31 protein-coding genes are annotated in these 23,993 nt (G+C 42.6%); 9 read left to right on the top strand and 22 right to left on the bottom strand.

Going from position 1 to position 23,993, the window contains the following annotated elements; all coding sequences use genetic code 11:
* Positions 1 to 2: 2 nt before the first annotated feature.
* Positions 3 to 632: an HD domain-containing protein gene (locus ACQCT5_RS05670; RefSeq protein ID WP_499639837.1), complete on the bottom strand. Its 630-nt coding sequence runs from the start codon at positions 630 to 632 to the stop codon at positions 3 to 5.
* A gap of 233 nt (positions 633 to 865) precedes the next feature.
* Here ACQCT5_RS05670 and ACQCT5_RS05665 point away from each other — a divergent pair, with 233 nt between their 5' ends.
* A complete protein-coding gene (locus ACQCT5_RS05665) occupies positions 866 to 1,108 on the top strand; it encodes a hypothetical protein (RefSeq protein WP_499639836.1) in 243 nt (80 codons plus the stop codon).
* A 2-nt stretch (positions 1,109 to 1,110) separates the two neighbouring features.
* Here the strand turns inward: ACQCT5_RS05665 and ACQCT5_RS05660 are convergent, their stop codons facing one another.
* The 5 genes from ACQCT5_RS05660 to ACQCT5_RS05640 form a co-directional block, all read right to left on the bottom strand.
* Positions 1,111 to 1,953, bottom strand: coding sequence for a DegV family protein (locus ACQCT5_RS05660; RefSeq protein WP_499639834.1), 843 nt, complete (start codon positions 1,951 to 1,953; stop codon positions 1,111 to 1,113).
* A 30-nt stretch (positions 1,954 to 1,983) separates the two neighbouring features.
* Positions 1,984 to 2,841 carry an amidohydrolase family protein gene (locus ACQCT5_RS05655; protein ID WP_499639832.1) on the bottom strand — a complete coding sequence of 286 codons (858 nt, stop codon included), beginning with the start codon at positions 2,839 to 2,841 and terminating at the stop codon, positions 1,984 to 1,986.
* A 131-nt stretch (positions 2,842 to 2,972) separates the two neighbouring features.
* Entirely contained in the window at positions 2,973 to 3,449 is a 477-nt protein-coding gene (locus ACQCT5_RS05650) for a glutathione peroxidase (protein ID WP_499639830.1), read from the bottom strand.
* Between the two features lie 66 nt (positions 3,450 to 3,515).
* Positions 3,516 to 4,019, bottom strand: coding sequence for a hypothetical protein (locus tag ACQCT5_RS05645; RefSeq protein ID WP_499639828.1), 504 nt, complete (start codon positions 4,017 to 4,019; stop codon positions 3,516 to 3,518).
* Positions 4,020 to 4,031: 12 nt separating this feature from the next.
* The gene (locus tag ACQCT5_RS05640; protein ID WP_499639826.1) at positions 4,032 to 5,729 is read right to left on the bottom strand and encodes a formate--tetrahydrofolate ligase; all 1,698 of its coding nucleotides are present in this window, start codon (positions 5,727 to 5,729) and stop codon (positions 4,032 to 4,034) included.
* 204 nt (positions 5,730 to 5,933) lie between these two features.
* Between ACQCT5_RS05640 and ACQCT5_RS05635 the strand changes: the two genes are divergently transcribed.
* The gene (locus ACQCT5_RS05635) at positions 5,934 to 7,082 is read left to right on the top strand and encodes a diglucosyl diacylglycerol synthase (RefSeq protein ID WP_499639995.1); all 1,149 of its coding nucleotides are present in this window, start codon (positions 5,934 to 5,936) and stop codon (positions 7,080 to 7,082) included.
* 55 nt (positions 7,083 to 7,137) lie between these two features.
* Here the strand turns inward: ACQCT5_RS05635 and ACQCT5_RS05630 are convergent, their stop codons facing one another.
* Positions 7,138 to 7,836 carry an AIM24 family protein gene (locus tag ACQCT5_RS05630; RefSeq protein WP_499639824.1) on the bottom strand — a complete coding sequence of 233 codons (699 nt, stop codon included), beginning with the start codon at positions 7,834 to 7,836 and terminating at the stop codon, positions 7,138 to 7,140.
* 14 nt (positions 7,837 to 7,850) lie between these two features.
* Complete coding sequence (locus ACQCT5_RS05625) at positions 7,851 to 8,531, bottom strand: class I SAM-dependent methyltransferase (RefSeq protein ID WP_499639822.1); 681 nt, start codon at positions 8,529 to 8,531, stop codon at positions 7,851 to 7,853.
* Positions 8,532 to 8,657: 126 nt separating this feature from the next.
* On the opposite strand from ACQCT5_RS05625, the gene ACQCT5_RS05620 reads away from it, so the two are divergent.
* The 3 genes from ACQCT5_RS05620 (at position 8,658) to ACQCT5_RS05610 (ending at position 9,805) form a co-directional block, all read left to right on the top strand.
* Positions 8,658 to 8,885, top strand: coding sequence for a DUF3892 domain-containing protein (locus ACQCT5_RS05620; protein ID WP_499639820.1), 228 nt, complete (start codon positions 8,658 to 8,660; stop codon positions 8,883 to 8,885).
* Between the two features lie 15 nt (positions 8,886 to 8,900).
* On the top strand, positions 8,901 to 9,044 hold the full coding sequence (locus tag ACQCT5_RS05615; RefSeq protein WP_499639818.1) for a hypothetical protein: 144 nt from the start codon (positions 8,901 to 8,903) through the stop codon (positions 9,042 to 9,044).
* Positions 9,045 to 9,187: 143 nt separating this feature from the next.
* Positions 9,188 to 9,805 (top strand): FMN-binding negative transcriptional regulator, encoded by a 618-nt coding sequence (locus ACQCT5_RS05610; RefSeq protein ID WP_499639816.1) that lies wholly within the window; start codon positions 9,188 to 9,190, stop codon positions 9,803 to 9,805.
* Positions 9,806 to 10,015: 210 nt separating this feature from the next.
* On the opposite strand, the gene ACQCT5_RS05605 is transcribed toward ACQCT5_RS05610, so the two are convergent.
* The 3 genes from ACQCT5_RS05605 to ACQCT5_RS05595 all read right to left on the bottom strand — a co-directional run bounded on the left by ACQCT5_RS05605 (position 10,016) and on the right by ACQCT5_RS05595 (position 12,895).
* On the bottom strand, positions 10,016 to 10,354 hold the full coding sequence (locus ACQCT5_RS05605; RefSeq protein WP_499639814.1) for an NUDIX hydrolase: 339 nt from the start codon (positions 10,352 to 10,354) through the stop codon (positions 10,016 to 10,018).
* A 24-nt stretch (positions 10,355 to 10,378) separates the two neighbouring features.
* Positions 10,379 to 12,550, bottom strand: coding sequence for a DNA topoisomerase III (locus ACQCT5_RS05600; protein ID WP_499639811.1), 2,172 nt, complete (start codon positions 12,548 to 12,550; stop codon positions 10,379 to 10,381).
* A gap of 96 nt (positions 12,551 to 12,646) precedes the next feature.
* On the bottom strand, positions 12,647 to 12,895 hold the full coding sequence (locus ACQCT5_RS05595; RefSeq protein ID WP_499639809.1) for a hypothetical protein: 249 nt from the start codon (positions 12,893 to 12,895) through the stop codon (positions 12,647 to 12,649).
* A 199-nt stretch (positions 12,896 to 13,094) separates the two neighbouring features.
* On the opposite strand from ACQCT5_RS05595, the gene cspD reads away from it, so the two are divergent.
* Together cspD and ACQCT5_RS05585 are read left to right on the top strand one after the other, a co-directional pair.
* The gene (cspD, locus tag ACQCT5_RS05590; RefSeq protein WP_499639807.1) at positions 13,095 to 13,295 is read left to right on the top strand and encodes a cold-shock protein CspD; all 201 of its coding nucleotides are present in this window, start codon (positions 13,095 to 13,097) and stop codon (positions 13,293 to 13,295) included.
* 132 nt (positions 13,296 to 13,427) lie between these two features.
* A complete protein-coding gene (locus ACQCT5_RS05585) occupies positions 13,428 to 13,700 on the top strand; it encodes a DUF2564 family protein (RefSeq protein WP_499639993.1) in 273 nt (90 codons plus the stop codon).
* A gap of 109 nt (positions 13,701 to 13,809) precedes the next feature.
* On the opposite strand, the gene ACQCT5_RS05580 is transcribed toward ACQCT5_RS05585, so the two are convergent.
* Entirely contained in the window at positions 13,810 to 14,004 is a 195-nt protein-coding gene (locus ACQCT5_RS05580) for a zinc-finger domain-containing protein (RefSeq protein WP_499639805.1), read from the bottom strand.
* Between the two features lie 14 nt (positions 14,005 to 14,018).
* Positions 14,019 to 14,672: a reverse transcriptase-like protein gene (locus tag ACQCT5_RS05575; RefSeq protein ID WP_499639804.1), complete on the bottom strand. Its 654-nt coding sequence runs from the start codon at positions 14,670 to 14,672 to the stop codon at positions 14,019 to 14,021.
* A 162-nt stretch (positions 14,673 to 14,834) separates the two neighbouring features.
* On the opposite strand from ACQCT5_RS05575, the gene ACQCT5_RS05570 reads away from it, so the two are divergent.
* Positions 14,835 to 15,227, top strand: a complete 393-nt coding sequence (locus tag ACQCT5_RS05570) for a reverse transcriptase-like protein (RefSeq protein WP_499639803.1) — start codon at positions 14,835 to 14,837, stop codon at positions 15,225 to 15,227.
* Positions 15,228 to 15,740: 513 nt separating this feature from the next.
* Here the strand turns inward: ACQCT5_RS05570 and ACQCT5_RS05565 are convergent.
* Together ACQCT5_RS05565 and ACQCT5_RS05560 are read right to left on the bottom strand one after the other, a co-directional pair.
* Positions 15,741 to 16,013, bottom strand: coding sequence for a DUF6123 family protein (locus ACQCT5_RS05565; protein WP_499639801.1), 273 nt, complete (start codon positions 16,011 to 16,013; stop codon positions 15,741 to 15,743).
* A 67-nt stretch (positions 16,014 to 16,080) separates the two neighbouring features.
* Positions 16,081 to 16,569, bottom strand: a complete 489-nt coding sequence (locus ACQCT5_RS05560) for a divergent PAP2 family protein (protein WP_499639799.1) — start codon at positions 16,567 to 16,569, stop codon at positions 16,081 to 16,083.
* A gap of 98 nt (positions 16,570 to 16,667) precedes the next feature.
* Between ACQCT5_RS05560 and sspL the strand changes: the two genes are divergently transcribed.
* Positions 16,668 to 16,802, top strand: coding sequence for a small, acid-soluble spore protein L (gene sspL / locus ACQCT5_RS05555; protein WP_499639797.1), 135 nt, complete (start codon positions 16,668 to 16,670; stop codon positions 16,800 to 16,802).
* A gap of 73 nt (positions 16,803 to 16,875) precedes the next feature.
* Here sspL and ACQCT5_RS05550 read toward each other — a convergent pair whose 3' ends face one another.
* The 7 genes from ACQCT5_RS05550 to ACQCT5_RS05520 form a co-directional block, all read right to left on the bottom strand.
* Positions 16,876 to 17,748, bottom strand: a complete 873-nt coding sequence (locus ACQCT5_RS05550) for a 5'-3' exonuclease (RefSeq protein WP_499639794.1) — start codon at positions 17,746 to 17,748, stop codon at positions 16,876 to 16,878.
* Between the two features lie 176 nt (positions 17,749 to 17,924).
* Entirely contained in the window at positions 17,925 to 18,059 is a 135-nt protein-coding gene (gene ypzF, locus ACQCT5_RS05545) for a protein YpzF (protein ID WP_386638606.1), read from the bottom strand.
* A gap of 69 nt (positions 18,060 to 18,128) precedes the next feature.
* Positions 18,129 to 18,971: a sulfurtransferase gene (locus ACQCT5_RS05540; protein WP_499639792.1), complete on the bottom strand. Its 843-nt coding sequence runs from the start codon at positions 18,969 to 18,971 to the stop codon at positions 18,129 to 18,131.
* 16 nt (positions 18,972 to 18,987) lie between these two features.
* Complete coding sequence (locus ACQCT5_RS05535; RefSeq protein WP_499639790.1) at positions 18,988 to 19,242, bottom strand: YpbS family protein; 255 nt, start codon at positions 19,240 to 19,242, stop codon at positions 18,988 to 18,990.
* Positions 19,229 to 19,441 (bottom strand): hypothetical protein, encoded by a 213-nt coding sequence (locus tag ACQCT5_RS05530; RefSeq protein ID WP_499639789.1) that lies wholly within the window; start codon positions 19,439 to 19,441, stop codon positions 19,229 to 19,231. The genes ACQCT5_RS05535 and ACQCT5_RS05530 overlap by 14 nt, the downstream gene beginning before the upstream one ends.
* Positions 19,442 to 19,454: 13 nt before the next feature.
* The gene (locus ACQCT5_RS05525) at positions 19,455 to 20,186 is read right to left on the bottom strand and encodes a nucleotidyltransferase domain-containing protein (protein WP_499639787.1); all 732 of its coding nucleotides are present in this window, start codon (positions 20,184 to 20,186) and stop codon (positions 19,455 to 19,457) included.
* 1 nt (position 20,187) lies between these two features.
* The gene (locus ACQCT5_RS05520; RefSeq protein WP_499639785.1) at positions 20,188 to 23,880 is read right to left on the bottom strand and encodes a dynamin family protein; all 3,693 of its coding nucleotides are present in this window, start codon (positions 23,878 to 23,880) and stop codon (positions 20,188 to 20,190) included.
* Between the last annotated feature and the right edge of the window lie 113 nt (positions 23,881 to 23,993).

Raw genomic sequence — 23,993 nt, 5'->3', positions numbered from 1 at the left:
CGTTAAATCTCATTCCATTCTTTCAAAAATTGATCAACAAACTGCTCCATATAGAGGTGACGCTCATCGGCAATCCTTTTTGCAGTTTTTGTATGTAAAGTATCCTTCAATAAAAACAGTTTTTCATAGAAATGGTTGACCGCGGAAGAGCGCTCATTTCGATATTGTTCATAGCTCATGGAGTCTCTTACCGCTATTCGTGGGTCGTACATCGCACGCCCTTTCGCACCGGAATACATAAAGGTACGGGCGATACCAATTGCACCAAGTGCATCCAGCCTATCCGCATCCTGGACAATCCGGCCTTCCAAGCTAGGAAGAATAACTCCATTGCCGCCTTTGAATCCGATGTTTTCAATAATGTACTGAATTTCTTGGATCTGAGCCTCAGGCAGTGCCAGGCCCTTTAGAAACTCAGTTAGTTCAAGCTGAGCTTCTACCTTGTCAACCGTCAGCTTATCATCCAACACATCGTGCAAAAGAGCGATAATTTCTACGAAACCACGATCCGCCTTTTCCTGGTCGGCAATATGTACAGCCAGTTTTCTCACTCGTTGTATATGGTACCAATCATGACCACTAGCATCATGTTCAAATTTTGATTGTACGAAGCTCTCTATTTTATCAATCACAAAAACAGACTCCTTATTCCCCTGACTTAAAGGTTTCTACTTTTTCTATTCTATCATGATTATCCTCAATCTTATAATGCAAAAACCTTAAACGCCAATAGTCACCGCATATGGCTATCCACATATACATATTAATGGGCACGGGCTAAAAAAAATGACAATACAAAAAGCCAATTGAAAAATGAGAATGTAATACTCTCAACTTTCAATCAGCTTTTGCAGGAGGTAAAACAATGGCTAACCATAACCCCACACAGATTGGTACTGCGTGGCAAGGAACACATGTGGTTCTCATCAGATGCAACTTTCTTACCAATCAGGTGCTTTCCATCACCAAAAGTGATCACGCTCCATCAGAACCTGCAAGCATCAGTTGTGCGGAAACCCTTTCCCGCTTCATCAGTATTGGGTACACGGTTATTGGAGGCTACCCTTTAAATCAATCTGACATTCAATATCTTCTGATTTATCGCTAGAATTACTCGTTAAACCAAGAGATGCCGATTGTATTCACCCCTGCATGAACAGCAATTGCCGTAGATAATGGAAAGGCGTTTATTGGTATCGACGGATAGGTTTCACGCAGTTCTTTAACTAATGCTTCAGCTTGGTCAACGTTTGTGCCATGCAGGACAAACAGTTCCCTGATGGAGGAAAGTGCAGCTGCCTCCTTCAAGTAATCTGTAATTTTTGATAACGCTTTCTTTTCAGTCCGTACTTTTTCTGAAACTTCTAGTTTTCCATCCTCAATCTTTATGATCGGTTTTATCTGAAGGAGACTGCCCAACAGCTTCTGTACTCCTGACATTCTTCCGCTTCTGTGAAGCTGCTCGAGGCTTCCGATCAACACATAGATTTCACATTTTTTTGCCAGCTCCTCCAGATGGGCGAGTATCTCTTCATAAGAGGTCCCGGCTTCCCGCATTTCAACCCCTCTTTTCAGCATTGCCGACAAGGGAAAGGAAATAACCCTCGAATCGACCGTATGAACAGGTATATCGACCATTTCTCCTGCCTGTTTGCTAGAACTCACAGTTCCGCTTAAATGACTCGAAAGGTGGACCGAAATGATTCGATCATATGACTCAGAAAGCTTATTGTACAACTCCACAAATGCGCCAACAGATGGCTGTGATGTTTTTGGAGGAATTGGACTTGTTTCCAATTTAGTATAAAAATCCTCCAAGGAAAGCGTGACTCCGTCCAAATATTCGTCCTCTTCAAAATAAACGACCATTGGTATGCTGTAAACATCCGGATGGTTAGTTAGTACATCATCCAAAAATGCCGTACTGTCTGTAACCCAAGCAATCTTCTCCATTTCACTTTTCCCCCTTAAATTCTCTTTATATTATTCAATCAAATTACTTTTTAATTTTGGAAAAACCTTAAGTGCCGTTTGATAAAAAACATCATGATGAAATTCTTCAGGAATGATCCCCTTTATGAAATCGATATAAGCCCCCACTCCTATTAAAGGCCAATCGGTTCCAAACATCAGCTTCTCGTAATGATCGCAATAATCAAGAGCATGCAGAAGATGGTTCAGAAACCGGGTTCTCCTATGCCTGTTGATTTCCTCTTCCGTTCCAACAATCAATCCGGAGAGATCTGCATACATATTCCTGTTCTTATACACGACTTCCGCTCCATCAAGCACCCAGGGATCCCCGAAATGAGCCATGACAAACGTAACATCCCGATTCTTTACAGCGACCTCATCAAGCGTCAGCGGATGAGAATATTTCAACAGGCCGCGTTCGGAGTATGTATCGCCAGTATGAAAGACCACAGGCACATTATACTTTGCTGCCAACCTATAGACCGGCGTGTAGATCTCATCATAAGCAAAAATTGGATAATAACCCAGATAGATTTTGATACCTGCAACGTCCGGTCTAAGTAATTCAAGCTCCAGGTTCTTTAAATTTTGTTCATCCATTTTGAAAGGGTTGATTCCTGGGCAATACACCAGATTTTTAGGAATGGACGCAGCCAGATCCAATCCCATAGGGGTATTGCTCTGATAATCAGGAAATCCGTTATGTACTGTTTCAGTGACCCCCATCGCCACTCCGCCTACCACATTATGCTCCCTCCATTCCTGAAGCAGCCCATCATAGGAATACGATAGATTGGAAAGGCGTTTTGCGGTATCATGAAAACTTGCTATTTCTGAAAAATGCACATGGGCATCGATGATTTTCAAACGGTTACTCCTTTCTTGACATAATAGTATTATTATTTATTCGATAGTAATACTCAAAAATCCTTTCCATAACGGAAAGGATTTTTCTGATAGTATTCAACAAAATGGATATTTGGTATCCAATATTATTATTATAGTAATGCTTCAATATCACTTTTCATTTTAAGGGGACTTGTGGCAGACGCAATCCTGTCGACCACTTCGCCATTTCGGTTTACAAGAAATTTGGTGAAATTCCATTTGACAGCCTTCGATCCCAGGAGTCCTTTGGCATTCTCTTTTAAATAGTCGAATAATGGATGAGCATCATCGCCGTTCACATCCACTTTTGCGAACATCGGAAAAGTTACCCCATAATTCACCTGACAGAACTCATTGATATCCTCTTCACTTCCGGGCTCTTGGTTCCCAAACTGGTTACACGGGAAGCCCAATATCATAAATTTTTGGTCGCGGTATTCCTGATATAGCTGCTCCAGCTCTTCATATTGAGGGGTAAAGCCGCATTTGCTTGCCGTATTCACAATCAGAACCACATAGTCCCTGTACTCACTTAAAGGAATATCAATACCTTTTAAATTCTTGGCAGTATATTCATAAATAGACAAACTGATCACCTCTGTTGTTTTTTCTTTATTATGATGGAAGGAAATTCGTTTTGTCTAATAATAGGCTTACCTCAATGTGCTCATCATGTACGGGAGGAGCTCCTCTAGGTCATCGATATTGTCCTCGTAGAAAAGACGGTCGAATCGGATGGTCGCCGAAAGCTTTAAGGGCTGTTTCGGATCAAGGTTTTCTGTTGAAGATAGTTCCATCTCCCAGCTTTCTCCCCATATGTCCTGTATTTCTCTCTTCCATTGTTCCAATTTCTCTTTGATTATCGAGCTTGTTTTGACTTCCTGAAAAAAAGATACCGTCACTGAGCATCCCGGTCTGTCCAGCCTTTTTAGTAGCTCACCAGAAATATTCTCCAGGTTGCTCGACAGCTCGACCCTTCCTAGCATTTCTGCAGAAACGGCAATATCCATGGAAAACTGCCTGGACATGTTAGCGAGGTCGACCAGATCTCGTCGATTGACAACCTGAAGCTCTCCATCCAGATCAAGGTCATAAATCGCTCCCTCTATAATGACTTTCAAGTTATCAAATACAGTAGGATCAAACATTCGTTTCATCCCCTTCCCCTTTTAGAATATACCTACAGCCTTGCCTTCTTCATCCACATCCATTTTTAGTGCAGCCGGCTCCTTTGGCAGTCCAGGCATGGTCATGATACTTCCAGTCAAAGCGACAATGAAACCTGCTCCAACAGAAGGCTTCAGGTCTCTGATGGTGATGAAAAAATCCTCCGGCCTGCCAAGCTTTTTGGCATCATCACTTAAGGAGTACTGTGTTTTTGCCATGCATACTGGAAGCTTGCCCCAGCCTTCGCCCTCAATCTGCTGCAACTGCTTTTTGGCAGCAGGCAATAGCTCAACTCCTTTTGCACCATATACGTTTACTGCAATGCTTTCGAGTTTCTGTTCAAGAGTATCCTCTTGCTTGTACAGCGGTGTGAATGCGGTCTGCTTTTTCTCGATTTGCTCCAAAACATTCTCTGCCAAGGCCACACCACCATCTCCGCCTTTTTCCCACACCTGTGTCAAGGAGATTGGAATGTTGTGCTCTCTGCACCAGTCAAGTACGAAGGAAACTTCCTTTTCTGTATCTGTTACAAATTCATTTAGTGCCACCACATAAGGAAGACCAAAGCTTTGGATGGTTTCAATATGTTTTTTCAAGTTGGAAATACCATTAGACAATGCTTCGACATTCTCTTCCATCAGAATTTCTTTCGGTACGCCGCCATGCATTTTTAATGCACGGATGGTTGCCACAATGACTACCACCTCAGGATTGAACCCAAGCGACGGTGTCTTGATGTGCAGGAATTTTTCTGCACCAAGATCTGCACCGAATCCTGCTTCTGTCACCACATAGTCACCAAGTTTTGCAGCCATCTGTGTAGCAATCACGCTATTGCACCCATGAGCAATATTTGCAAAAGGTCCACCATGAATGATAGCTGGCGTATGCTCCAATGTCTGAACTAAATTGGGTTGAAGAGCATCTTTTAATAATAGTGTCAGTGCACCTTCCACATTCAGATCTTTCACTGTTATCGGTTTTTTTTGAATGTCGTATGCCACCACAATACGTGATAGGCGACGTTTCAGATCGTTCAGGTCTTTTGCGAGGCAGAATACCGCCATTATCTCCGAGGCTACGGTTATGTCAAAACCGTCCTCTCTCGGAACACCCTGTACAGGTCCACCAAGTCCGATAACCACCTTACGCAATGCGCGGTCATTTAGGTCGACTACCCGCTTCCAGCTGATTCTTCTCGTATCAATCTGCAACTGATTTCCTTGATGAATATGGTTGTCAATCATGGCAGCAAGGGCATTGTTAGCAGTGGTTATGGCATGGAGGTCGCCTGTAAAATGTAGATTGATATCCTCCATCGGCAAAACCTGTGAAAAGCCTCCGCCAGTGGCGCCACCCTTCATCCCCATAGTAGGTCCTAAAGAAGGCTCTCTCATCGCAATGACAGCTTTTTTGCCCAATTTATGTAAGGCTTGCCCAAGTCCTACCGTTACAGTGGATTTCCCTTCTCCTGCAGGTGTAGGATTGATGGCAGTTACCAGTATCAATTTCCCGTTTTCTTTCGGTTGTAATCTTTTTAAAATATTCAAGGACAACTTTGCTTTATATCGCCCGTAAGGCTCGAGCTCCTCGTCTTCGATGTCCAATCCATTTGCGATTTCGAAAATTTTCTTCATGGATGCCTGTTGTGCTATCTCAATATCAGACGGCACAGCCGTTTTTGTATGCTTCACATTCATTCCCCCACCAAATAATAATAATATTTTCCCTACTCGTTATTGTACCACTTTTTGATTCAACTACTTATGATCAAACCACCTATCACATTTACAGAATATTAACAAAATTTCAGATGAATTTTAACATTCAGTCATACTAGTCTTACATATGGGTGCTACGTTAAAGAGGAAGGCCAAAACACCTTTTAGGGAGGTCAATTCATGATACGTAACAACCCGAAAATTTTGATACTGACTGCTGCATATGGCAATGGACATTTGCAAGTATCTCATTCACTGCAACAGACTTGTATCAGCAAGGGTATAAAGGATGTGACAATCTGTAATCTCTATTCCGAATCGCATCCTGCTGTCACTGAAGTTACAGAAAAGCTCTATAAAAAGAGTTTTACAGTCGGAAAACAGATGTATCGCCTTTTTTACTATGGTACGAATAAAGTTTACGATAAAAAACTCTGGAGATGGTATGCCTATTACGGTTTAAACCGTCTCAGTCTGCTGATCGATGAAATACAGCCGGACATTCTCATCAACACGTTCCCAATCCATGCAGTACCTGAATTCCGTAAGAAAACAGGTATCTTCATCCCTACTTTCACTATACTGACGGATTTTTGTCTGCATCGACTTTGGCTGCACAGTGAAGTAGATAAGTATTATGTTGCAACTCCTAGTCTGAAAGAAGAACTTCTGAAGTTAAATATCCATGACAAAAAAATCATGGTCAGTGGCATTCCGATCCGCTCCAACTTCGAATACCACCCTCCCCTTGAACCAATTATTGAAAAATATAAGGTAGATAGAAACACAAAGCTTTTGCTAATACTTGCGGGGGCACATGGTGTGTTGAAAGATATATATAAGATCTGTGAAGATATTCTTTCCACAACAAATTATCAAATACTTGTAGTTTGCGGAAACAACAAGATGCTGCAAAAAGAATTGGAGGCATTTGAATCTTTGCATCCTGCCAAATTTCAATCACACGGGTTTGTGGAAAGGATTGATGAACTGTTCAGGATCGCCGATTGTATTGTGACAAAGCCAGGCGGCATTACCCTTTCAGAGATATGTGCCATTGGAACTCCGGTTATTTTGTACAAACCTGTTCCTGGTCAGGAAAAAGAAAATGCCTTTTTCTTTCAGGAAAAGGTTGCGGCAATATTGGTGGAGAAAAAAGAAAGATTGCTTGAAGCCGTAATTATGTTGCTCGAAGACCCTAAACTACAACAAGTAATAAAAGACTCCCTGCAAAATCTACATCTTCCTTATGCATCAAACACGATTATCGATGACGTTATAGAGGAAAGTGAAAAGATCTCCCTTGATTGTGCATGGAGAAAATCCGTCTAAACGAAAAAATGCAGATAGGTTTTGCCTATCTGCTTTTTAAGATATTCACTACGGATTAACTTTGAGTATTTTGCGCATAAACAACCTCCTCATATGGCTGAACGACCACAAAGCCGCTTCCTGAAAATTTCATCTGAATCGACTCGCCGCTTCCTCTGCCAAAAAACGTTTTCAGCTGGATATCAGTGACAAATTCCGGTTCAAGATTTCCAGACCAGGCGACTGTTGCATTTGGATCCGTGTAGACCGGGTGTCCAGGATGAACCATCAGTGTCAGTGGCTCATAGTGGGAGGTGAACGCCACCATTCCTTCCCCCTCAAGCCTGACATTGAATAGTCCACCTGCCATCATGCCGGCAATTTTCCTCATCAGCTTGATATCCCAGTCCAAGCCTTTTTCAAATGCAAGGAGGTCATTCCCATTGATGAAGATGCTCTCCCCCTGAAGATCCAATATGGTAATCTTCTTTCCTTGATCGGCAACATAAAGTTTACCGGAACCCGTTGCCCTCATCAATTGAGAACCTTCTCCGGTAAATGCTTTTTTAACGAGCCTACCCAATCCGTGCTCCAGGATTCCTTCTCTTTCAAATTTTATTTTTCCATCATAGGAAATCATCGAACCCATTTTGGCCCAGATCTCCCCGTCCAAGTTGATTTCCAGAATTCTTTCCGTTTCAAGCTCGAACAGCCCCTGCCCCTTATCAACCTGCTTGCTTTTTTGGATAAACTGATCGATGGAGTACTTTGACATACAATCACGCCCCTTTATCTTTTTTGCAGCATAAACACCCACATGAACGTCAATGCCTGCTTCAGGTGTCTAGGAAGACCTGTCACATCCACCTTTTTCGCTTCTTCCTTATATACGGGAATCCCGTCTAAAAGTTCCCAGCCATTTTCCTGTGCCAGCTGCTCGAATTCCCAGGGCATCATCGTATTGCAAATCGCTTTATTTCCATATAATCTTGGAAAACTGTTTGCACGAGGTCCGGCAGTCGGCCCAAGAAGTCCCAGAAACAGAAAACCTTTTTCCTTTGTAACCCTCTGGAATTCTCCTAGGACGTCTAGTGGCTGTTCAACCCATTCAATGGAGTTGATGGCCATTACCGCATCAAATTGACCCCTTTCGAAAGGCAGCTTGGTCAGGTCCCCCTTCTGGAAGGTTACATTTTGGTGTTTCCGCTTTTCACTTGCATGGGAAATCATCTTTTCCGCTATATCTATTCCTGTTACCCTGTAGGAGTTTTCAGCAAGTAGGTAGGAACCAAAACCGTCTCCGCAGCCTGCGTCAAGTATGTGCGAGCCTTCAGGCAATTTTTCTCCAATAAAAGGGATGATGGTGCTCCTGCTCCCTTTTAGCCACATATTTTCACTATTTTCATGCCAGAAATCGGCATTCTCATTCCATTTCTTTTCTGTTTCCTGATTCCAGTCAAATGATTTCATGTTTATTCAGCCTGCCTTTCCTCTTTTTATTTCTCTATGTTCTCCGGAATATCCTCTTCTTTTCTTTTAGAATAAATTCGTTCTTCTGGGACAGATTAGTAGCATAAAGAAAAGGAGGTGTGCAGGATGAGCGAAACTTTCGTTGCTGTTCAAAAGAACGGAGATGGAGACATTGTAAAGTTTAAAACTTCTTCCGGCAACGTAATCTCCTATGAAGAAGCGTTATTGGCCGTCAATAATGGTGCGATTCTCGGTGCCAATGTATTCAAAGGGAAAGATGGCGAGATGTATATCCGGGGCAATGCAGACGGCGACCCTACCAACAATTTGGATCAGTTACCTACATTTTCTTAAAGGAGCGAATCTAATATGACAAAGAAATATAACCATGGTGGAAGCAAAAACCAGAACAGTCCTACCGGGGACAGTATCAACTCCAGCGAGCATGTTGCTGGTGATAATAGTAAGGGCAATAAGCGCAATAAAGACCAGAAGGACAAAACGGAGTTATAAAGGATAGTGGAGAATGCATGCGGCTAGGTGATTGCCGCGTGCTTTTTTATTTTCGATTGTATTCTTATTTTGTCCCCCTTCCTAGTTACAATCCTTTATAATAAATATAATAATATCAAGCAAACCGGGGTGAACCTTCCATCATGTACATACCAAAACAATTCAAAAATGAAAAGCAGGATGAAATCATTGAATTTATCCGTCATAACAGTTTCGGAGTCCTTTTTTCACAGGACGGTGATCACCCGACAGCGACACATCTCCCTTTTATCGTAAAAGAGGCCGAAGAAAGCATCACCTTGGTAACCCATATGGCAAAAGCAAATCCGCAATGGAAGACACTGGAGGGCAAGACAGCATTAGCTGTTTTCACAGGTCCACATGCGTATATTTCCGCCAGCTGGTACGAGGAGCCTGGAACGGTGTCAACATGGAATTATGTAAGTGCACATGCACATGGACAAGTTGAAGTTCTGACGGACTCTCAATCACTGAAGGATATTCTAAAAAATGCAACAGATTTCTATGAAGGGGAATTTGCAGCCCCGTGGAAGATTGAAGAACATGAAGAAACCGTGGACAGTATGTTGAACGGGATTGTCGGAATTCGCTTAACGGTAGATAAACTTGAAGGGAAATGGAAGCTGAATCAGCACCACTCCAAGGAACGGAAAGAAAAAGTCATCGCTAGGCTAAAAAAGCAGAACGCATATGATTCCCAGGAGATTGCCCAATTGATGCAGAATCAATTGGAAAAATAGAATTACAGTGAAAACGCCCAGACTCTTACGTCTGAGCGTTTTTTAATATTGACTCGAAAAATACACGCTTGCCATACAATTCTTCCAGGACAAAATTTTCACGATGGATCCATCTGTGATCCGATTGTTGAAGAACTTTATTGTTTTGAGAAATTGCATTTTTAATATCCACCCATTCCGGAGAATACTCATGTTCATGCTCGTAATCGGCTAGGATTTGGTTATTAACCTGCAAAGATAGAAGTGGGAGGTCATTTCAAATATGGCATCTGCACCAAGCGCATCCAAATGGCGTTCGATAACGACTCCTATTTTCCGTAGAAGGATGGTTTCAGGATAACCCGTCTCTTCCTTCACTTCACGGGATAGTGCTTGCTCATGGCTTTCATCAGCCTCGACTCCTCCACCAGGTAATTTATAAACTCCCAGGTTAGATCGGACAAGCAGAATATTGTCGTCTTCCATTACGACTGCCCTGACAGCTTCCCTATAGTTCATCTTCACTGAGACATCCGGTTGCTCCTGTTCCCCTATAACTTTATGAAACATCGAAATGACCCTCCCAAAAGTATCCTACTTCTCAAACACAAACTGCACTCGATTTTCTTTCCATTCCAAAGCAGCATTAAAGACTTTTTCCCCTTTTTTGAAACCTTTGATTTCATCTGTTCTTCCGCCGGACAATAGCTTTTTGGCATTTGTGGCAGAAATAGATTTACCAAGGATTTTTTTGGAGATGGTAAAATTGCATTGAGTCTTGCTGTAGTTTGAACAGCCATAGAACGTCCCTTTATCCACCACTTCTCCGTCACATTTCATACATTTTCCGACTTTAGTTCCAACCGATGCTCGTCCCTTTCTGCCAACTCTTTCCCTTTTGAATTCACTGAGATCCATGCCTTCAAAGGACCATTCCGCGCTTTGCTTTTGGGCGTCGTCAATCAGTTTAAGGGAAAGCTTTTTAGCCTGTTCCATGAATTCCTCTGGGGATGCTTTTCCTTCTCCAATTTCATGCAGGCGCTGCTCCCATTTGGCGGTCATTTCCGGACTGGCAAGTATGCTTGGTCCAATCGACTGGATGAGAAGCTTTCCTTTATTGGTTGCGAATACCTGGTTCTTCCTTACCTCGATGTATTTGCGATCCTTCAATACACCAATGATGCCTGCCCGGGTCGCCTCCGTACCCAAGCCCTCCGTTTTGTTCAGAACCTTTGTCAGTTCGCCGTCGTCGAGGTGTTTTCCAGCTGTCTTCATGACTGTAATAAGCTGGCCCTCCGTATATCTTTTAGGAGGCTGCGTCTTGCCGTCCTTCACCTTCACCTCATGCACGGACCCTTTTTCTCCGTCCTGAAGAGAAGGAAGATTCTGTTCGTCCTCATCACTTTCCTTTTCCTTCTTGTTGTCATAGATCACTTTTCTCCAGCCTGACTGCACTTCTTCCTTACCCTTCGAAAGAAAGGTCGCTCTCTCCTCCACCAGGGTATGGATGGTCGTATAGTCAAAGATGGCTTTATCATAATGTGATGCGATGAGCCTTTTCACGATAAGTGAATAAATTTTATCCTCTTCGGGTGACATCTTGGATGGATCTTTCACTTGCTCGGTTGGAATAATGGCATAGTGATCGGTCACCTTTTTATCGTTCACGACTCTTTTATTGTTCATGACCGATTGGAACGGCAACGGAAAATACTCCTTGAATGCCGGGTACTGGCTTAGCTTCTGCAGTGTTTCCGGGAACATGGAAGCCTCTTCCTTCGTAACAAAGCTAGAGTCGGAACGCGGGTATGAAATGATGCCTTTTACGTAAAGCTTCTGGGCAATCTCCAGCGTTTTTTGCGGAGAGAACTTGTACATGCTGTTCGCCGTGGCCTGTAAGGATGATAGATTAAAAAGAAATGGCGGCAGGAACTCTTTTCTTTCCTTTTCAATCGTGTCTATTCTGGCATCTTTTCCGTTGCAGAATTGCACAATTTTTTTGGCAAGCTCCGGGTCCTCGAGTCTGGATTCACCATCCTTGTGCCATTTTCCCTTATACATTTTGCATTCCATATTGAATGTCGCCATAACTTCCCAAAAGGGCTTGGATTGGAAGTTTTCAATTTCCAGTTCTCTTTTGACAATCAGTGCCAGTGTCGGTGTCTGAACCCTGCCAGTTGAGAATACATCAGACACCCCTTTTTGCTGAAGAAGAAGGGTGTAAGCTCGTGAAGCATTCATCCCGATCAGCCAATCTGCACATGATCTGCTTAGTGCTTCATGGTAGATGCTTCTTGTCTGCTTTTCCTCAAGTAGATTGTCAAACCCGTTTTGGACCGCCTTTGGTGTGAGGGAGGAAATCCATAGTCGCTTCAAGGGTTTATTACATTTGGCCACTGTCAAAATGATACGGATGATGGCCTCCCCTTCGCGCTCGGCATCGCCTGCCATGATGATTTCATCTACTTCCCTTTTGTGAATCAGCTCTTTGACAATCTTAAATTGCTTCCATTTGGATTTTGATACTTTGTGTTGGAATTGGTCGGGTAATATGGGGAGAGTTTGTAAGGACCAGCGCTTCCATGAGGGATCATATTCTTCCGGGGACAACAGTTCACAAAGATGTCCAACAGCCCAGGTCAATAGTGCACCGTCCGGAAACATCGGTTGAGGAGGGATTTCCACATAGCCGTCTCTTTTCTTCGGAGAAAATGGAGCAGCCAGCTTTAATCCTTGGTCAGGTTTTTCCGCAATAATCAATTTCACAACATGCTTCACTCCGCTCTAAAACAAAATAAATGCAGGAAAGTGTATCCTTTCCTCCATTTATTATAAAAGGAAAACATTTGTTTGTATAGGATTTTACAGAGTGACCATATTACGGATCGGGACAATTTGAAGGACTGTAATCAATGGATAGGCACTTTGTTGTGTATCCCCTACTATCAAATACTTTTCTTCCACATTTAAAACGAAATTCTCCAAATGAAAAATGGTTCCCATAGCCTGTAGCAGGGCCTCATAGATCTTATTATCATCCATAGAGTAGCGTGAAAGATTCGGTTTTATACGAAGGATGACTTCTTGGTTCCCGTATGTGGTTCTCAGCATAGCTAATCCTCCCTTTTTATTTAATTTATGAGAAAAGAAAAGGTTTAGCACACGTATTTTTTAGAATTCTTGACCTTGATCAGGCATATATTGTATAGTGAAAGTGTCATTTAACCGCTTTCTTTTTCAAGAGTAGCGAGGACAATGATAATCTACTTTCAAAGCACATGGTGCGCTATTTTTAGGAGGAAAAGAAACAATGCAAAACGGTAAAGTAAAATGGTTCAACAATGAAAAAGGTTTCGGATTTATCGAAGTAGAAGGCGGAGACGATGTATTCGTACACTTCTCAGCAATCCAAGGTGACGGGTTCAAGTCTTTGGAAGAAGGCCAAGAGGTTTCTTTTGAAATCGTAGAAGGTAACCGTGGACCACAAGCTGCAAACGTTACGAAAATATAATCTAACGAGCAAACACATATAAGTTTTGGAAAGAGGCTGCAATGGCCTCTTTTTTCTTTTGATAAATTTCTGTTCATCTATGCATATCTTCCTTTGTTCTGAGCGATTCTAACAACAGAAGGAGGCGTAATGATGGACAATAATCAATCAAACGATATTCACACAGGATATAATGAACTAATGCAGGTGGAAGTATCCATTCAATCCGCCGAGAAGATGGTGGGCTCCGCGACCATGAGCATGGATCCGGAATCGATGGAGCATGCCGAACGGGCAATTTCCAATGCAAGAAGCCTATTGAATGACGCCAAAAGCCAAGGAACAGGGATGGATACCGACTTCCTCCAAAATGCGGAACTGACATTGGCTCAATGCGAGCATCAGCTTTCCGAGGCAAAGAAATAAACCGAGTAGTGTCTGGGAGTTATCCTTAAATGGGATGACTCCCTTTTTTCTTTACAGATGAAAGCACACAATCAGCTATTGCCCCAGCCAATCATGTGCCTATGGAAACTTATTCATTCCTGTGAACCAATTGATCTCCGAGGATCTTAATTTCAGCACCTACTGTACATTCGTTGATGCAGAAGGACTGGGCATGGTTCTTGCCATAATCCTTTCGCAGGGTTTGCTTGACCAAGCATTCCGTACAATATTTGTCTAAAATCTCACCAACTTCCATCAATATCTTCTTACGATTTATCAACATCGTCACTTCCTTAGCTACAATAACAGATTGCTTTCTATTGGTGTTCCTTCGAGTGCCTGCCGGGCAAGTCTATCCGCTTCCTCGTTCTCTTTTCGGGTTACCGATTCATAAACCGGTCTTATTTTAAGGCTCTTCAGCTTCTCTTCTATTTTGTCCAGCCAACGGTTGAAAAGTTCGTCATAGCATGGCCATTCCCCGGATAGCTGGTTCAGGACTACGAGTGAATCACCTTTGAACGTCACTTCCATCGCCCTCACCCCGAGGTGCTCAAGCTGCTGTACCAGATAATAAAAGGCTGCGTATTCCGCTTCGTTGTTGGACTCCAGTTCCTCCAAGCGGGCATTGATCCGGTATCTATAGTCTTTTCTATTCTGATTATAATACACGACATTTCCGATTCCGGCCAGCCTAGTTTCCACATCATATCCGCCATCGAAAAATGCGGTAACTTCCGAGATACCTTCTTCACTTTGTTTGATCCATTTCAGGAGCTCTTTTTTCGTCCATTCTTCCCCTTTTTGATCGTGGAAATATAGCTGTTTCACTCTTCCCGTTTTTTCGAGGTCCTCGGCGAGGCGCAGAGCAAGCCTGCTATCCATTTCCTCGCTTCGGAATATGGTCTCTATATGTCTGGGTGTTTGGTAATGCCATTCGACCGTCACTTTCACGCGTTATGCCCCTCTCCAACTTTTATACAGGATTATACCCCACCTGTACCCGGCGAATCAGGGCAATAATCCTTTTCTTCAAACTTTCCTAACGGAACTAAGTTGTGTATTCTTATCTTATCACAGGAACGCTTAGAATATGTTTGTAAAGGGAGAGAGAACATGATTGAAGTATACATAGATGGAGCAAGTGCTGGGGACCCGGGACCCTCTGGAGCCGGTATATTCATTAAAGGTCATGGCGGCGCAGAGCAGTATGCCATACCACTTGGGAATATGTCCAACCATGAGGCGGAATTCCATGCACTCCTTCATGCATTGGAAATCTGCCGGAAGCAGAACTATACAATTGTGTCTTTCAGGACGGATTCCCAGGCTGTGGAGGCCGCGGTGGAGAAGAGATTTGCCAAGAATGAGCCCTATCGCCAGCTCCTTGAACAATCACTGAAGCTTGTAGATGAATTTGACTTGTTTTTCATCAAATGGATCCCAAGCAAACAGAACAAAGTGGCAGATGAACTATCACGGAAAGCGATACTGAAGAATAAGGATTAATTGTTGTTTTGAGAAGATGTTAAACCATGTGATGACAGGCTTATTACTCGTGTTCGGCTCCGAAAAGCTCTTCATCGACATTATGACGAGCTTTTTACCCCAGGTCCGGCTTCAAAAAGCTCTTCATCGACGTTATGACGAGCTTTTTACCCCATGTCCGGCTCCAAAAAGCTCTTTATCGACATTATGACGAGCTTTTTACCTCAGGGCCGGCTCCGAAAAGCTCTTCATCGACGTTATGACGAGCTTTTTACCTCAGGTCCGGCTCCGAAAAGCTCTTCATCGACGTTATGACGAGCTTTTTATCTCAGGTTTGGCTCCAAAAAGCTCTTCATCGACATTATGACGAGCTTTTTATCTCAGGTCCGGCTCCGAAAAGCTCTTCATCGACATTATGACGAGCTTTTTACCCCAGATCCGGCTCCGAAAAGCTCTTCATCGACTTCATGAAGAGCCTTTCACTAATAATCCATAAACAAAAAGCTCTTCATCATCAGGATGAAGAGCTAAAAGTTACATAATATGCTTGTCCTTCACCAATTGAAAAGCCGCATGCTTTGTTTCGATTTTTTCAGCTTTCAACATTTCCAATAAAGATACGAAAAAGCTGCCATCAAACTGCTTTTGTGCCATAAGGGTGATCTCGATGGCCACATTCACTAAATAATCTGAACTTGCAGTATAGTGCTTTCCAAATTCTATGAACCCAAGTGAATCCTCGCGGAAGACAAATCCTTTTGCGGTAAGCTGTTCAATGTATTCTTCTGTACTTAATGTACTTTTCATTAGAAATCCATCCTTATTCGAATCAATCATCTATATTTATCTTACCGCAAAATTTGTCGGATGCCTATTAAAGTTTTTCCAGCCAATCATATTTATTGGTTTTCGGTAAAAATAATATCCCTAAAACACCGAGAAGGACCCCGAATAGCGCGCCCCCGATGACTTCCTCCGGCTGATGTCCCAACCGCTCCTTCAAGCGTTTTTCAATTTTATCATGGACATTTTTCTCAGGGTTACCTTCCAATTTATCCAGCTTTTCAGCCAAATCATTGACTGCCAGGGTAATCTCTCCTGTTTGTCTCCGAACCCCTTGGGCATCATACATCACAATCAGTCCAAAGATGCTTGAAAGTGCAAAGTCCACGGTTCTGAATCCCCTTTTGATCGCGATAAAGGTAGCAAGGGCGGATACACCTGCTGAATGGGAGCTTGGCATTCCTCCGGTTTCAAAAAAGGTGCTCCATTCCCATCTTCCGGTCCGTTTATATTTAATTGGTATTTTTATGAATTGGGCAAGCATAATCGCACTCAGTGCAATCTTTAGTGCTCTGTTCAAATCCATCACCTCTTCATTAGTTTTCAATGGGAAGTGTACTTGTATGCAACATATTTATTGTGCAAAAAAGGAAAACTAGAAGCAATGGAGGTGAGAGAATGAGCAGAAACAAATCAGCAAACCGAGGAAAAGCAGCACCAGGTGTAAACCCACAGGGATATGGACAGGAGTTTTCAGAGGAACCGAAGTCCAAACTTGAAAACAATGCAAAAAAGAGCAACACCAAAAGATAAGTGGCTGTTCAATGACATCATGTTAATAAAATAAAAAAGAAGATGACTCATTCGTGAATCATCTTCTTTGCTATTAACATACTCTGCTGACAAATGTATGAAGTCCATTGAACTCCAACTCTTCGAATTTGGTCATGACCTTGGTGCGGTCGATGGTAATAGTGGCCAAAGGAAGGTCACATGAAATCGGCACATCACATTTGATGGTTGCAAGTTCCCGCGAAAGGTGCAGCAACTCGAGGCTATCTTCAAATTTCTGACGTTGACTCTTTGTAAGGGAATGGATATTTTCCAAAATCCCTTCCACTGTCTGGAACTCCATCAACAGTTTGGATGCCGTCTTTTCTCCAATCCCTTTTACTCCAGGATAATTGTCGCTAGAGTCGCCCATGATTGCTTTCAGGTCAATCAGCTGACGAGGAGTGAGCCCTTTTTTCTCATAGAATCCATTTTCATCCAACACTTCATAGTTGCCATAACCCTTTTGGAGAAGTGCCACTTTCACATTCTCGGTGATAAGCTGCAGAACGTCCTGGTCCCCAGTTAATATGATGACTTCCGCCTCCTGGCTGTAGTCTTTTGCCAACGTTCCAAGGCAATCATCCGCTTCATAGCCAGCAAGTCCAATATTCGGGATATCAAAAGCTTCTACCACTTCTTTAACCAGATCGAATTGGGGAATCAGTTCTTGAGGTGGTGCCGGGCGGTTTGCCTTATACTCATCAAACATTTCGGTACGGAATGTCTTGCTTCCCATATCCCAGCAGCATACAACATGTGTCGGATTGAATGCTTCCATGGATGAGATCATATGCTTCACAAAGCCCTGCACCGCATTTGTGGGAATTCCATTGGAGGTATACATGAACCTGTTATACACACTGGTTGCAAAAAAGGAACGAAATAATAAGGCCATGCCATCTATTAGAAGTACTTTTTTATTCATCTGATCTTCTCCTCTCGTTTACGCGACTTTGATTATACCATATTTCTGTCGCACTTTTAAGGGAGGGAGAATGGAATCTAATGTAAAAAGCCTGACCCAGCATTTTTTCGCTTAGATCAGGCTTTCCCTATAAGGAACTCAACTTGCTAGTCATAGGTGTTCCAAAAACCATTAGATTAATGATTCTTTTTATTGGTCATCTTGGCCGCTTCATATTCCGCATAAGAAGCAAACTCGGTATTCATTGTGCCTTTTTGTTTTGCGTTATTGTTGCGTTGTGCATTGGCATTTCCTTTTTTCGTACGACCCATCGTAAAACCCCCTATCACTAATTGGTCTTTTATAGTTTGTGATGGGAGAGGCTTTTACATGAGAGGTAATTATTTTCTCGACTTATCGGAAATTGGGAAGTCTTCATAACTGATCCAATCGCTCCAACTGCCTGGATAAAGCTTTACATTGGTGAAGCCCGCTTCTTTAAGTGCCAACACATTGGGGCATGCTGTCACTCCTGAGCCGCAATAGACAATCACTTCTTTTTCAGGATCCAAATAGGAGAAGCGATCTTTCAATGCGTTCAGATTCTTCCATTGGTCACCAATTAGATTGTCCCCCCAGAAAAAGTTTCGTGCACCGGGTATATGGCCAGCCTTATGGTCAATCGGTTCTTCAATTCCAAGGTACCGCTTCTGCTCCCGGGAGTCGATCAAATAGCGTTCCCCTCTTTCAATGCTTGGCAGGTTGGCAAATATTTCTTGGGCAGTCGCTACCATATCCTTCTGCAGATTGGGTTGGAAATGCCCTTTTTGAGTAACATCCGGCAAAGCATCAGTCACAGGGTACCCCTTACACTTCCAGTTGTCAAAGCCGCCATTAAGAATGAAGGTCCTTCTATGCCCCATGTAGGTGAGAAGCCACCAGAGTCGGGAAGCCATGGCACCATTCTGGGCATCATAAAGAAGAATCCTTTTCTCGTTTGTCGCTCCCACCTCTTCCAACTTTTCCAGAAGCTTTTCCAATGGGGGCAATGGATGTCTTCCTCCGTGCTGCTCCTTTGGCCCGGAAAGATCAAGATCAAGGTCAAAATGGTGGGCACCGGGTATATGTTCGATTCCATACTCCTGCTTTCCTTTTAACGGGTCCTGTAAATAAAATCGGCAATCGATGATAAGAAGATCATTGAAGTTTTCTTTTGCCCATCCGGGTTCCACGATATAATTCATCTTATCCCCTCCGGTTTTAGCTGCGAGAAACGAATTCCTCCACCATTTCCTTTGTGACAAACATTCTTTGTGGTGCTATACCCTTGCGTGCCAGTTCATTAATCTGCTTGGTAACCTGATTGATTTTTTCCGTTGTAAAAGGCTTTTTCTGCTTGCAGAGCACGATCGCTTCTTCTATGTAATTCTCTCTTTGCTGTTCCAGCTTCAAAAACGTTGAAACTATCTGATTCTGCTTTCTTGAATGCTCACTTATTTGTTTATGTACGCTCATTGGTGTGATCCTCCACTCTAAATCCATGTTTTTTCATTAATTGTAGTACTTTATCCTTCGGCTGCCAACAATTAAATGCAAAATGAGGCTTTGTTTCAAAACCCAGTCGGCTGCATCGGTAGACATTGCGGACGGGCAGTTTGATTACTTGATAGTGCTGACAGGTGGCACAAGCATGAAATCGGTTTGTCTTTGTCACTATTATTGCCCCCTTAAATGCCAAGTTTGCGGAAAAATAATTCCTGAATTGTATTTATGTCCGGTTTTGTATGGGGCAATCTGGTTTCCAGTTGTTGTGTCAGCTCGATACATGCTGTTATTTTTTCAGGCAATCCGTTAAATCTTTGATCTGTGGCTGCATTCTTTAGGGCTAGAACATACTTTAGATCATGGTCGGAAAACTGGATGCTTTGTTCTATCAATTCCGGCAGCAGGATGGTCGCTGCAGCACCATCCTTAGTCAAGTTTTCCGCCATTAGTGCCGCTCTTAGTCCCTGATACAGTGAGGAGGGGACACCTTTTTCCTCGAAAGCCCGTAAATTTCGCTTCGACATATTTGTATAATGAGCTACAAGCGTCTTTTTCGAAAATTCCTTTTGTGCAACGGTGCGAAGTTTCTCTGTCAGTTCCTTGTCCTGCCGGTAGATAATGGGAGAATGTGTCCATTCATATAGGGATGGATTCGATTTAAGTGCCAGCCTTAATGCTTTTTGAATATCCCACCCTTGGATATCCCACTCCCCTTGTATATAACTGATTGTATCATCAACAGGAGTTATACTGAGATACCGCCGGAGTGGAGCGATATAGATGAACCTGATATCGTAATCGCTTTTCTCATTTTCCACCCCATAGGACCGGCTTCCAGCTTCGCATGCATATAAAATTCTGACGTCATGATCTTCTTCAACCTTGCTCAATATAGCGAGAATTGATTCCCTCATACTAGATCTCCTTATGGTTCAGCTCGGAAATTTTATGATAGACCTCCTCGAGTGCAACCGAATTGATTTCTTCACTTAATGCACTTTGCATACCGCGGTAGAAATCCTCCAACTGCTGATCGAGATCCGCTTTGACCCGGGCAAAGCTGTTCTCAAGTTCTGCCTGGTAATGGCGGTCGAGTTCTTTTTCATTTTCTTTTGTGAAATGATCCATCAATGGTGCCGTTTGCTCTTCGAGGTAATCGATTAATTTCTGCTTTTCATTCTTTTCAAAAAAGGCTTTGGAATTACGGAAATATCCGATTGCCTGTTTTTCAACCTTGGCAGAGAACGCGGGGAAATGATCTTCCACATTTACATCCCTCAGCTTACCTAATTCAAATGATGAGAAGGAGAGCTGCTTTTCAGTTTTTTGGGCATGGCCTTCCACTTCATTTTGCCAGTTCTCCAATGCTTTCCACATGTAATTTTCTATTCTCACAGTGGTAGCACGTACCTCCTGCGAAAGGTTGTGTGATATATCTCCATGAAATTCACGTAACGATTGAGAGAGCTGTTCCTTCATATTTCTTCCATCATCTTTTAATACGGACGGATTGAAGGCTTCCTTGAAAAAGTCGTTAAAGCGCAAGAAGGTGCGGTGTTTCACATAATATAGCAATTCACTGATTTCTTTTTTCAGTAGTGTCTGGAAACTGTCGATGGAATAATCGGCGATCCATTTCTGGATTTGGCTTTTATTTCGAAGATACACAGCTCTTTTTTCTGCTTTCTCTTCTTTACCCAGCTTCGCTTCATTCAGATAGTTTTCCAAGAGTGCGACCGCACGGTTTATCTCCAGTCTAGCGGAACGGATACTCATGCTGATGAGGTCAGATTGGATAAATCCTTTAAAGGAGTCCTCAAATTCACCCATCATGGAGCTTTCCATAAAGGCATGCGCAAAAGGCTTCCCTTCTTTTTCCTTTAATGCAAGAAGACTGGATACAGGAAACAGCCTTGGATTCCTGATTCCGTATGTCAGCAACTGCTCTTCTACATATTCAGATACCAAAGTGAGTTCCTCTTGGGTTTGGGCAAGGTCTGCAGCATTGACAAGGAAGAACATCTTATCCATCGAAAATGCATCTTTTACCCGACCAAGCTGGATAAGGAATTCACGGTCCGCTTTGGAAAATGCATGCTGATAGTAGGTGACAAACAGGATGGCATCTGCATTTTTGATATATTCAAAAGCCACATCTGTATGTCTGGCATTGATCGAATCGGCACCAGGTGTATCGACAAGTGTCAGCCCTTCTCTCGTTAAGGCACAGTCGTAATGAACCTCGATCCATTCCACAAAGCACGATTTTTCCTCATCAGCCACATAAGATGGAAAATCATCTAAAGAAACGGTAAGCCTAGAGCTAAGCTTTGGCCCCATCTGTGCCCAACCGGATGCAAAAGCTTTCAGGAAGTGAAAATGCGGCTTTTTGCTTGCGTCCAATTCAAGGTGCGCATTTTTCTGAATGATAGTTGAAATGCTTTCTTTCGCTTCCTCCAGGGTTGTTATGTGCGTTTTAAAAACGTTCAGTGCCTGTTGGACATCCTGTAATATCTGTTCCCTTGATTTCATCTGCACGGAAACTGTTCCATGAGGCCGGTCTTTCGTTACCGGTGAAATTTTGTTGATGGATGCCGTAGTCGGGTTAGGTGAAACCGGTAATATATATTCTCCGAGCAACGCATTGGCAAAAGACGACTTACCTGCACTGAATGCACCGAAAAGTGCAACTGTAAAGGATTGGTTCTTCAATTTCTTCTGCTTGTTTTTAAGATCCTGTACAACTGTTTGGAAACCTTCGAGATTTTGAAGGTAACTGGCTGCTTGTTCCAATACTTTTGCAGTTTCCTTAGGGTCCTCTACGTCTTGAAGAGTTGGATACATGTTTACCTGCTCTTCATGTATAGGCTTTTCTTTTAGAAGTTGTACTTTTTCCAAATCGGAACCCTTCACACGTTTATATGTCCTGCTTACATAACGATCTACCAACGATTCACCCTGATTGGCTAACTCCTCATTATGCTGGCCCTGATAAAGGATGACCTGGAATCTGTCCATCTTTTCCTCAATAAGGCGATTTATCGACCGTATTTCTTCGTTGGCATAGTTTATGGATTCGAGATCATTTATTTCTAGTAACGTGTTTTCATTCTTTTCTCTATAGAGGGCGTCAAGTTGTTCAAAGATTTTCTCCATAAATGACAATGCCTGTTTTCGATAGCTGCTCTTTATGGATTGTGCCACTTCCTTTGTATAATGCAACACCGCGTCCCCTGTTGTACCAGCCCCCTGCTTTACATGGGATGCAACAAGACGAGTGTCAATTTGGACTGTAATGTTTTGTACTTCATCAAATAGAGCTGCATGATATAAATCATTATCTTTTAAAAAATTCATGACAAGCTCGTGAGCGAATTTCTCAATCTGGGTTTTGACACGCTTCTCCAGATCCGAAACGAAAGTATCAAGACGGGTCTGCTGCTCCTCTAATGTCTTTTTGCTGCTGAAAAGCAATCCAACCTTGAACCCTTTTTGCATGGATTCCAAATATCGTCCAGCAAGCTCCCTCATTTCGAAAGGGGTGATATTCGCATTCTCCAACAATTGATTGTTTTGTTGAATAAATTCCTCTTTTACTTTTTTCCCTTGGGCTTCCATTGCGGCCCATTCTGTTTTTTTGACCTGAAGGCGTTCTGATGCTTCCTCAGGAGTAAGACCGCTCTTCTGTATCAGCTGATTGAGTTTATCGAGCGTGTCTTCGTTCTCTTGAAAGAGCCAGTTTCTATGTTCCTCTAAAATATGGTGAAGGGCGTTTTCCACTGTGATTGGCAAAATATCCAATTTGTCTTCACGTAATAGCTGGATCGTTTCCTTCACAATGGTTACATCATTTAATGGATGTTCAGGAACTTTTAAACTGGTGAAATATAAGCTGACAGGTTCGATACCCCAGTCCTCAAAGGAGTCCTGAATTCTTTTTTGGTATGTCTCAAAAGGAATTTCCTCTTCCCTGTGTTTGTCAATCTGATTCACCACAAGGTAAATCCTTTTTTCCTGATCTTGCAGCTCTTTGATGAATTTCAAATTCACTTCGGATTGAACGTGATTATAATCCATCACATAGAAAATAACGTCTGCAAGATGCAAAGCCGACTCTGTTGATACACGGTGGGCGTCATCGGTCGAATCGACGCCAGGTGTGTCCAGAACAATCAGGTCCTCCGGCAGATTAGTAAAAGGGTATTGGTAGGCTACAGATTCTACATGATCTCCGTCTTTGCAATATGCCTTAACGTTTTCAAAAGAAACCGGCGGCAGGATCTCCAATGATTCTCCTTCAAAGAAATATACACGTGCCATTTCCATCCCCTTTTGTATTTTCACCACATTGGCTGAGGTCGGAATCGGACTCGCCGGCAAAAGGGATTCCTGCAGGATTTCATTGATGAAAGTGGATTTTCCTGCTGAGAAATGACCACAGAATGCAATGGTCAGATTTTCGTCCATGATCTTTTTGGACAGCTCTGCAACCTTCTTTGCGCTTTGTTTGTCACCGGATGTATGTAGTTGTTCAAGAATATGATTTGTTTTTGCCAACAGCTCTTTATAGGAAGCTGTTTTTCGTTCAATCGGTTTATTAATTCCCATATATAAGTCCCCTTGGATGTCATTTAATGCCTGATTATTCTATTTTACTTGAATTCGCTGTGTTTTCCTATAATCTTTGGGAAAATGAGTAATCCTTTTATTCTTTGAGTATG

Source organism: Sutcliffiella halmapala (assembly GCF_050107295.1).
Lineage (GTDB): Bacteria > Bacillota > Bacilli > Bacillales > Bacillaceae_I > Sutcliffiella_A > Sutcliffiella_A halmapala_A.
This window is presented reverse-complemented; position numbering and strand designations above follow the sequence as displayed.

What these genes read in the sequence shown, in the direction of transcription:
- ACQCT5_RS05645 (WP_499639828.1), bottom strand. Translation starts at nt 4,019, where the DNA reads ATGAAACGAATGTTTGATCCTACTGTATTTGATAACTTGAAAGTCATT.
- ACQCT5_RS05525 (WP_499639787.1), bottom strand. Translation starts at nt 20,186, where the DNA reads ATGAGGGAATCAATTCTCGCTATATTGAGCAAGGTTGAAGAAGATCAT.
- ACQCT5_RS05540 (WP_499639792.1), bottom strand. Translation starts at nt 18,971, where the DNA reads ATGAATTATATCGTGGAACCCGGATGGGCAAAAGAAAACTTCAATGAT.
- ACQCT5_RS05640 (WP_499639826.1), bottom strand. Translation starts at nt 5,729, where the DNA reads ATGAATGTGAAGCATACAAAAACGGCTGTGCCGTCTGATATTGAGATA.
- ACQCT5_RS05570 (WP_499639803.1), top strand. Translation starts at nt 14,835, where the DNA reads ATGATTGAAGTATACATAGATGGAGCAAGTGCTGGGGACCCGGGACCC.
- ACQCT5_RS05565 (WP_499639801.1), bottom strand. Translation starts at nt 16,013, where the DNA reads ATGAAAAGTACATTAAGTACAGAAGAATACATTGAACAGCTTACCGCA.
- cspD (WP_499639807.1), top strand. Translation starts at nt 13,095, where the DNA reads ATGCAAAACGGTAAAGTAAAATGGTTCAACAATGAAAAAGGTTTCGGA.
- ypzF (WP_386638606.1), bottom strand. Translation starts at nt 18,059, where the DNA reads ATGGGTCGTACGAAAAAAGGAAATGCCAATGCACAACGCAACAATAAC.
- ACQCT5_RS05550 (WP_499639794.1), bottom strand. Translation starts at nt 17,748, where the DNA reads ATGAATAAAAAAGTACTTCTAATAGATGGCATGGCCTTATTATTTCGT.
- ACQCT5_RS05625 (WP_499639822.1), bottom strand. Translation starts at nt 8,531, where the DNA reads ATGAAATCATTTGACTGGAATCAGGAAACAGAAAAGAAATGGAATGAG.
- ACQCT5_RS05595 (WP_499639809.1), bottom strand. Translation starts at nt 12,895, where the DNA reads ATGCTGAGAACCACATACGGGAACCAAGAAGTCATCCTTCGTATAAAA.
- ACQCT5_RS05660 (WP_499639834.1), bottom strand. Translation starts at nt 1,953, where the DNA reads ATGGAGAAGATTGCTTGGGTTACAGACAGTACGGCATTTTTGGATGAT.
- ACQCT5_RS05585 (WP_499639993.1), top strand. Translation starts at nt 13,428, where the DNA reads ATGGACAATAATCAATCAAACGATATTCACACAGGATATAATGAACTA.
- ACQCT5_RS05615 (WP_499639818.1), top strand. Translation starts at nt 8,901, where the DNA reads ATGACAAAGAAATATAACCATGGTGGAAGCAAAAACCAGAACAGTCCT.
- ACQCT5_RS05630 (WP_499639824.1), bottom strand. Translation starts at nt 7,836, where the DNA reads ATGTCAAAGTACTCCATCGATCAGTTTATCCAAAAAAGCAAGCAGGTT.
- ACQCT5_RS05535 (WP_499639790.1), bottom strand. Translation starts at nt 19,242, where the DNA reads ATGAGCGTACATAAACAAATAAGTGAGCATTCAAGAAAGCAGAATCAG.
- ACQCT5_RS05665 (WP_499639836.1), top strand. Translation starts at nt 866, where the DNA reads ATGGCTAACCATAACCCCACACAGATTGGTACTGCGTGGCAAGGAACA.
- ACQCT5_RS05610 (WP_499639816.1), top strand. Translation starts at nt 9,188, where the DNA reads ATGTACATACCAAAACAATTCAAAAATGAAAAGCAGGATGAAATCATT.
- ACQCT5_RS05580 (WP_499639805.1), bottom strand. Translation starts at nt 14,004, where the DNA reads ATGTTGATAAATCGTAAGAAGATATTGATGGAAGTTGGTGAGATTTTA.
- sspL (WP_499639797.1), top strand. Translation starts at nt 16,668, where the DNA reads ATGAGCAGAAACAAATCAGCAAACCGAGGAAAAGCAGCACCAGGTGTA.
- ACQCT5_RS05605 (WP_499639814.1), bottom strand. Translation starts at nt 10,354, where the DNA reads ATGTTTCATAAAGTTATAGGGGAACAGGAGCAACCGGATGTCTCAGTG.
- ACQCT5_RS05520 (WP_499639785.1), bottom strand. Translation starts at nt 23,880, where the DNA reads ATGGGAATTAATAAACCGATTGAACGAAAAACAGCTTCCTATAAAGAG.
- ACQCT5_RS05620 (WP_499639820.1), top strand. Translation starts at nt 8,658, where the DNA reads ATGAGCGAAACTTTCGTTGCTGTTCAAAAGAACGGAGATGGAGACATT.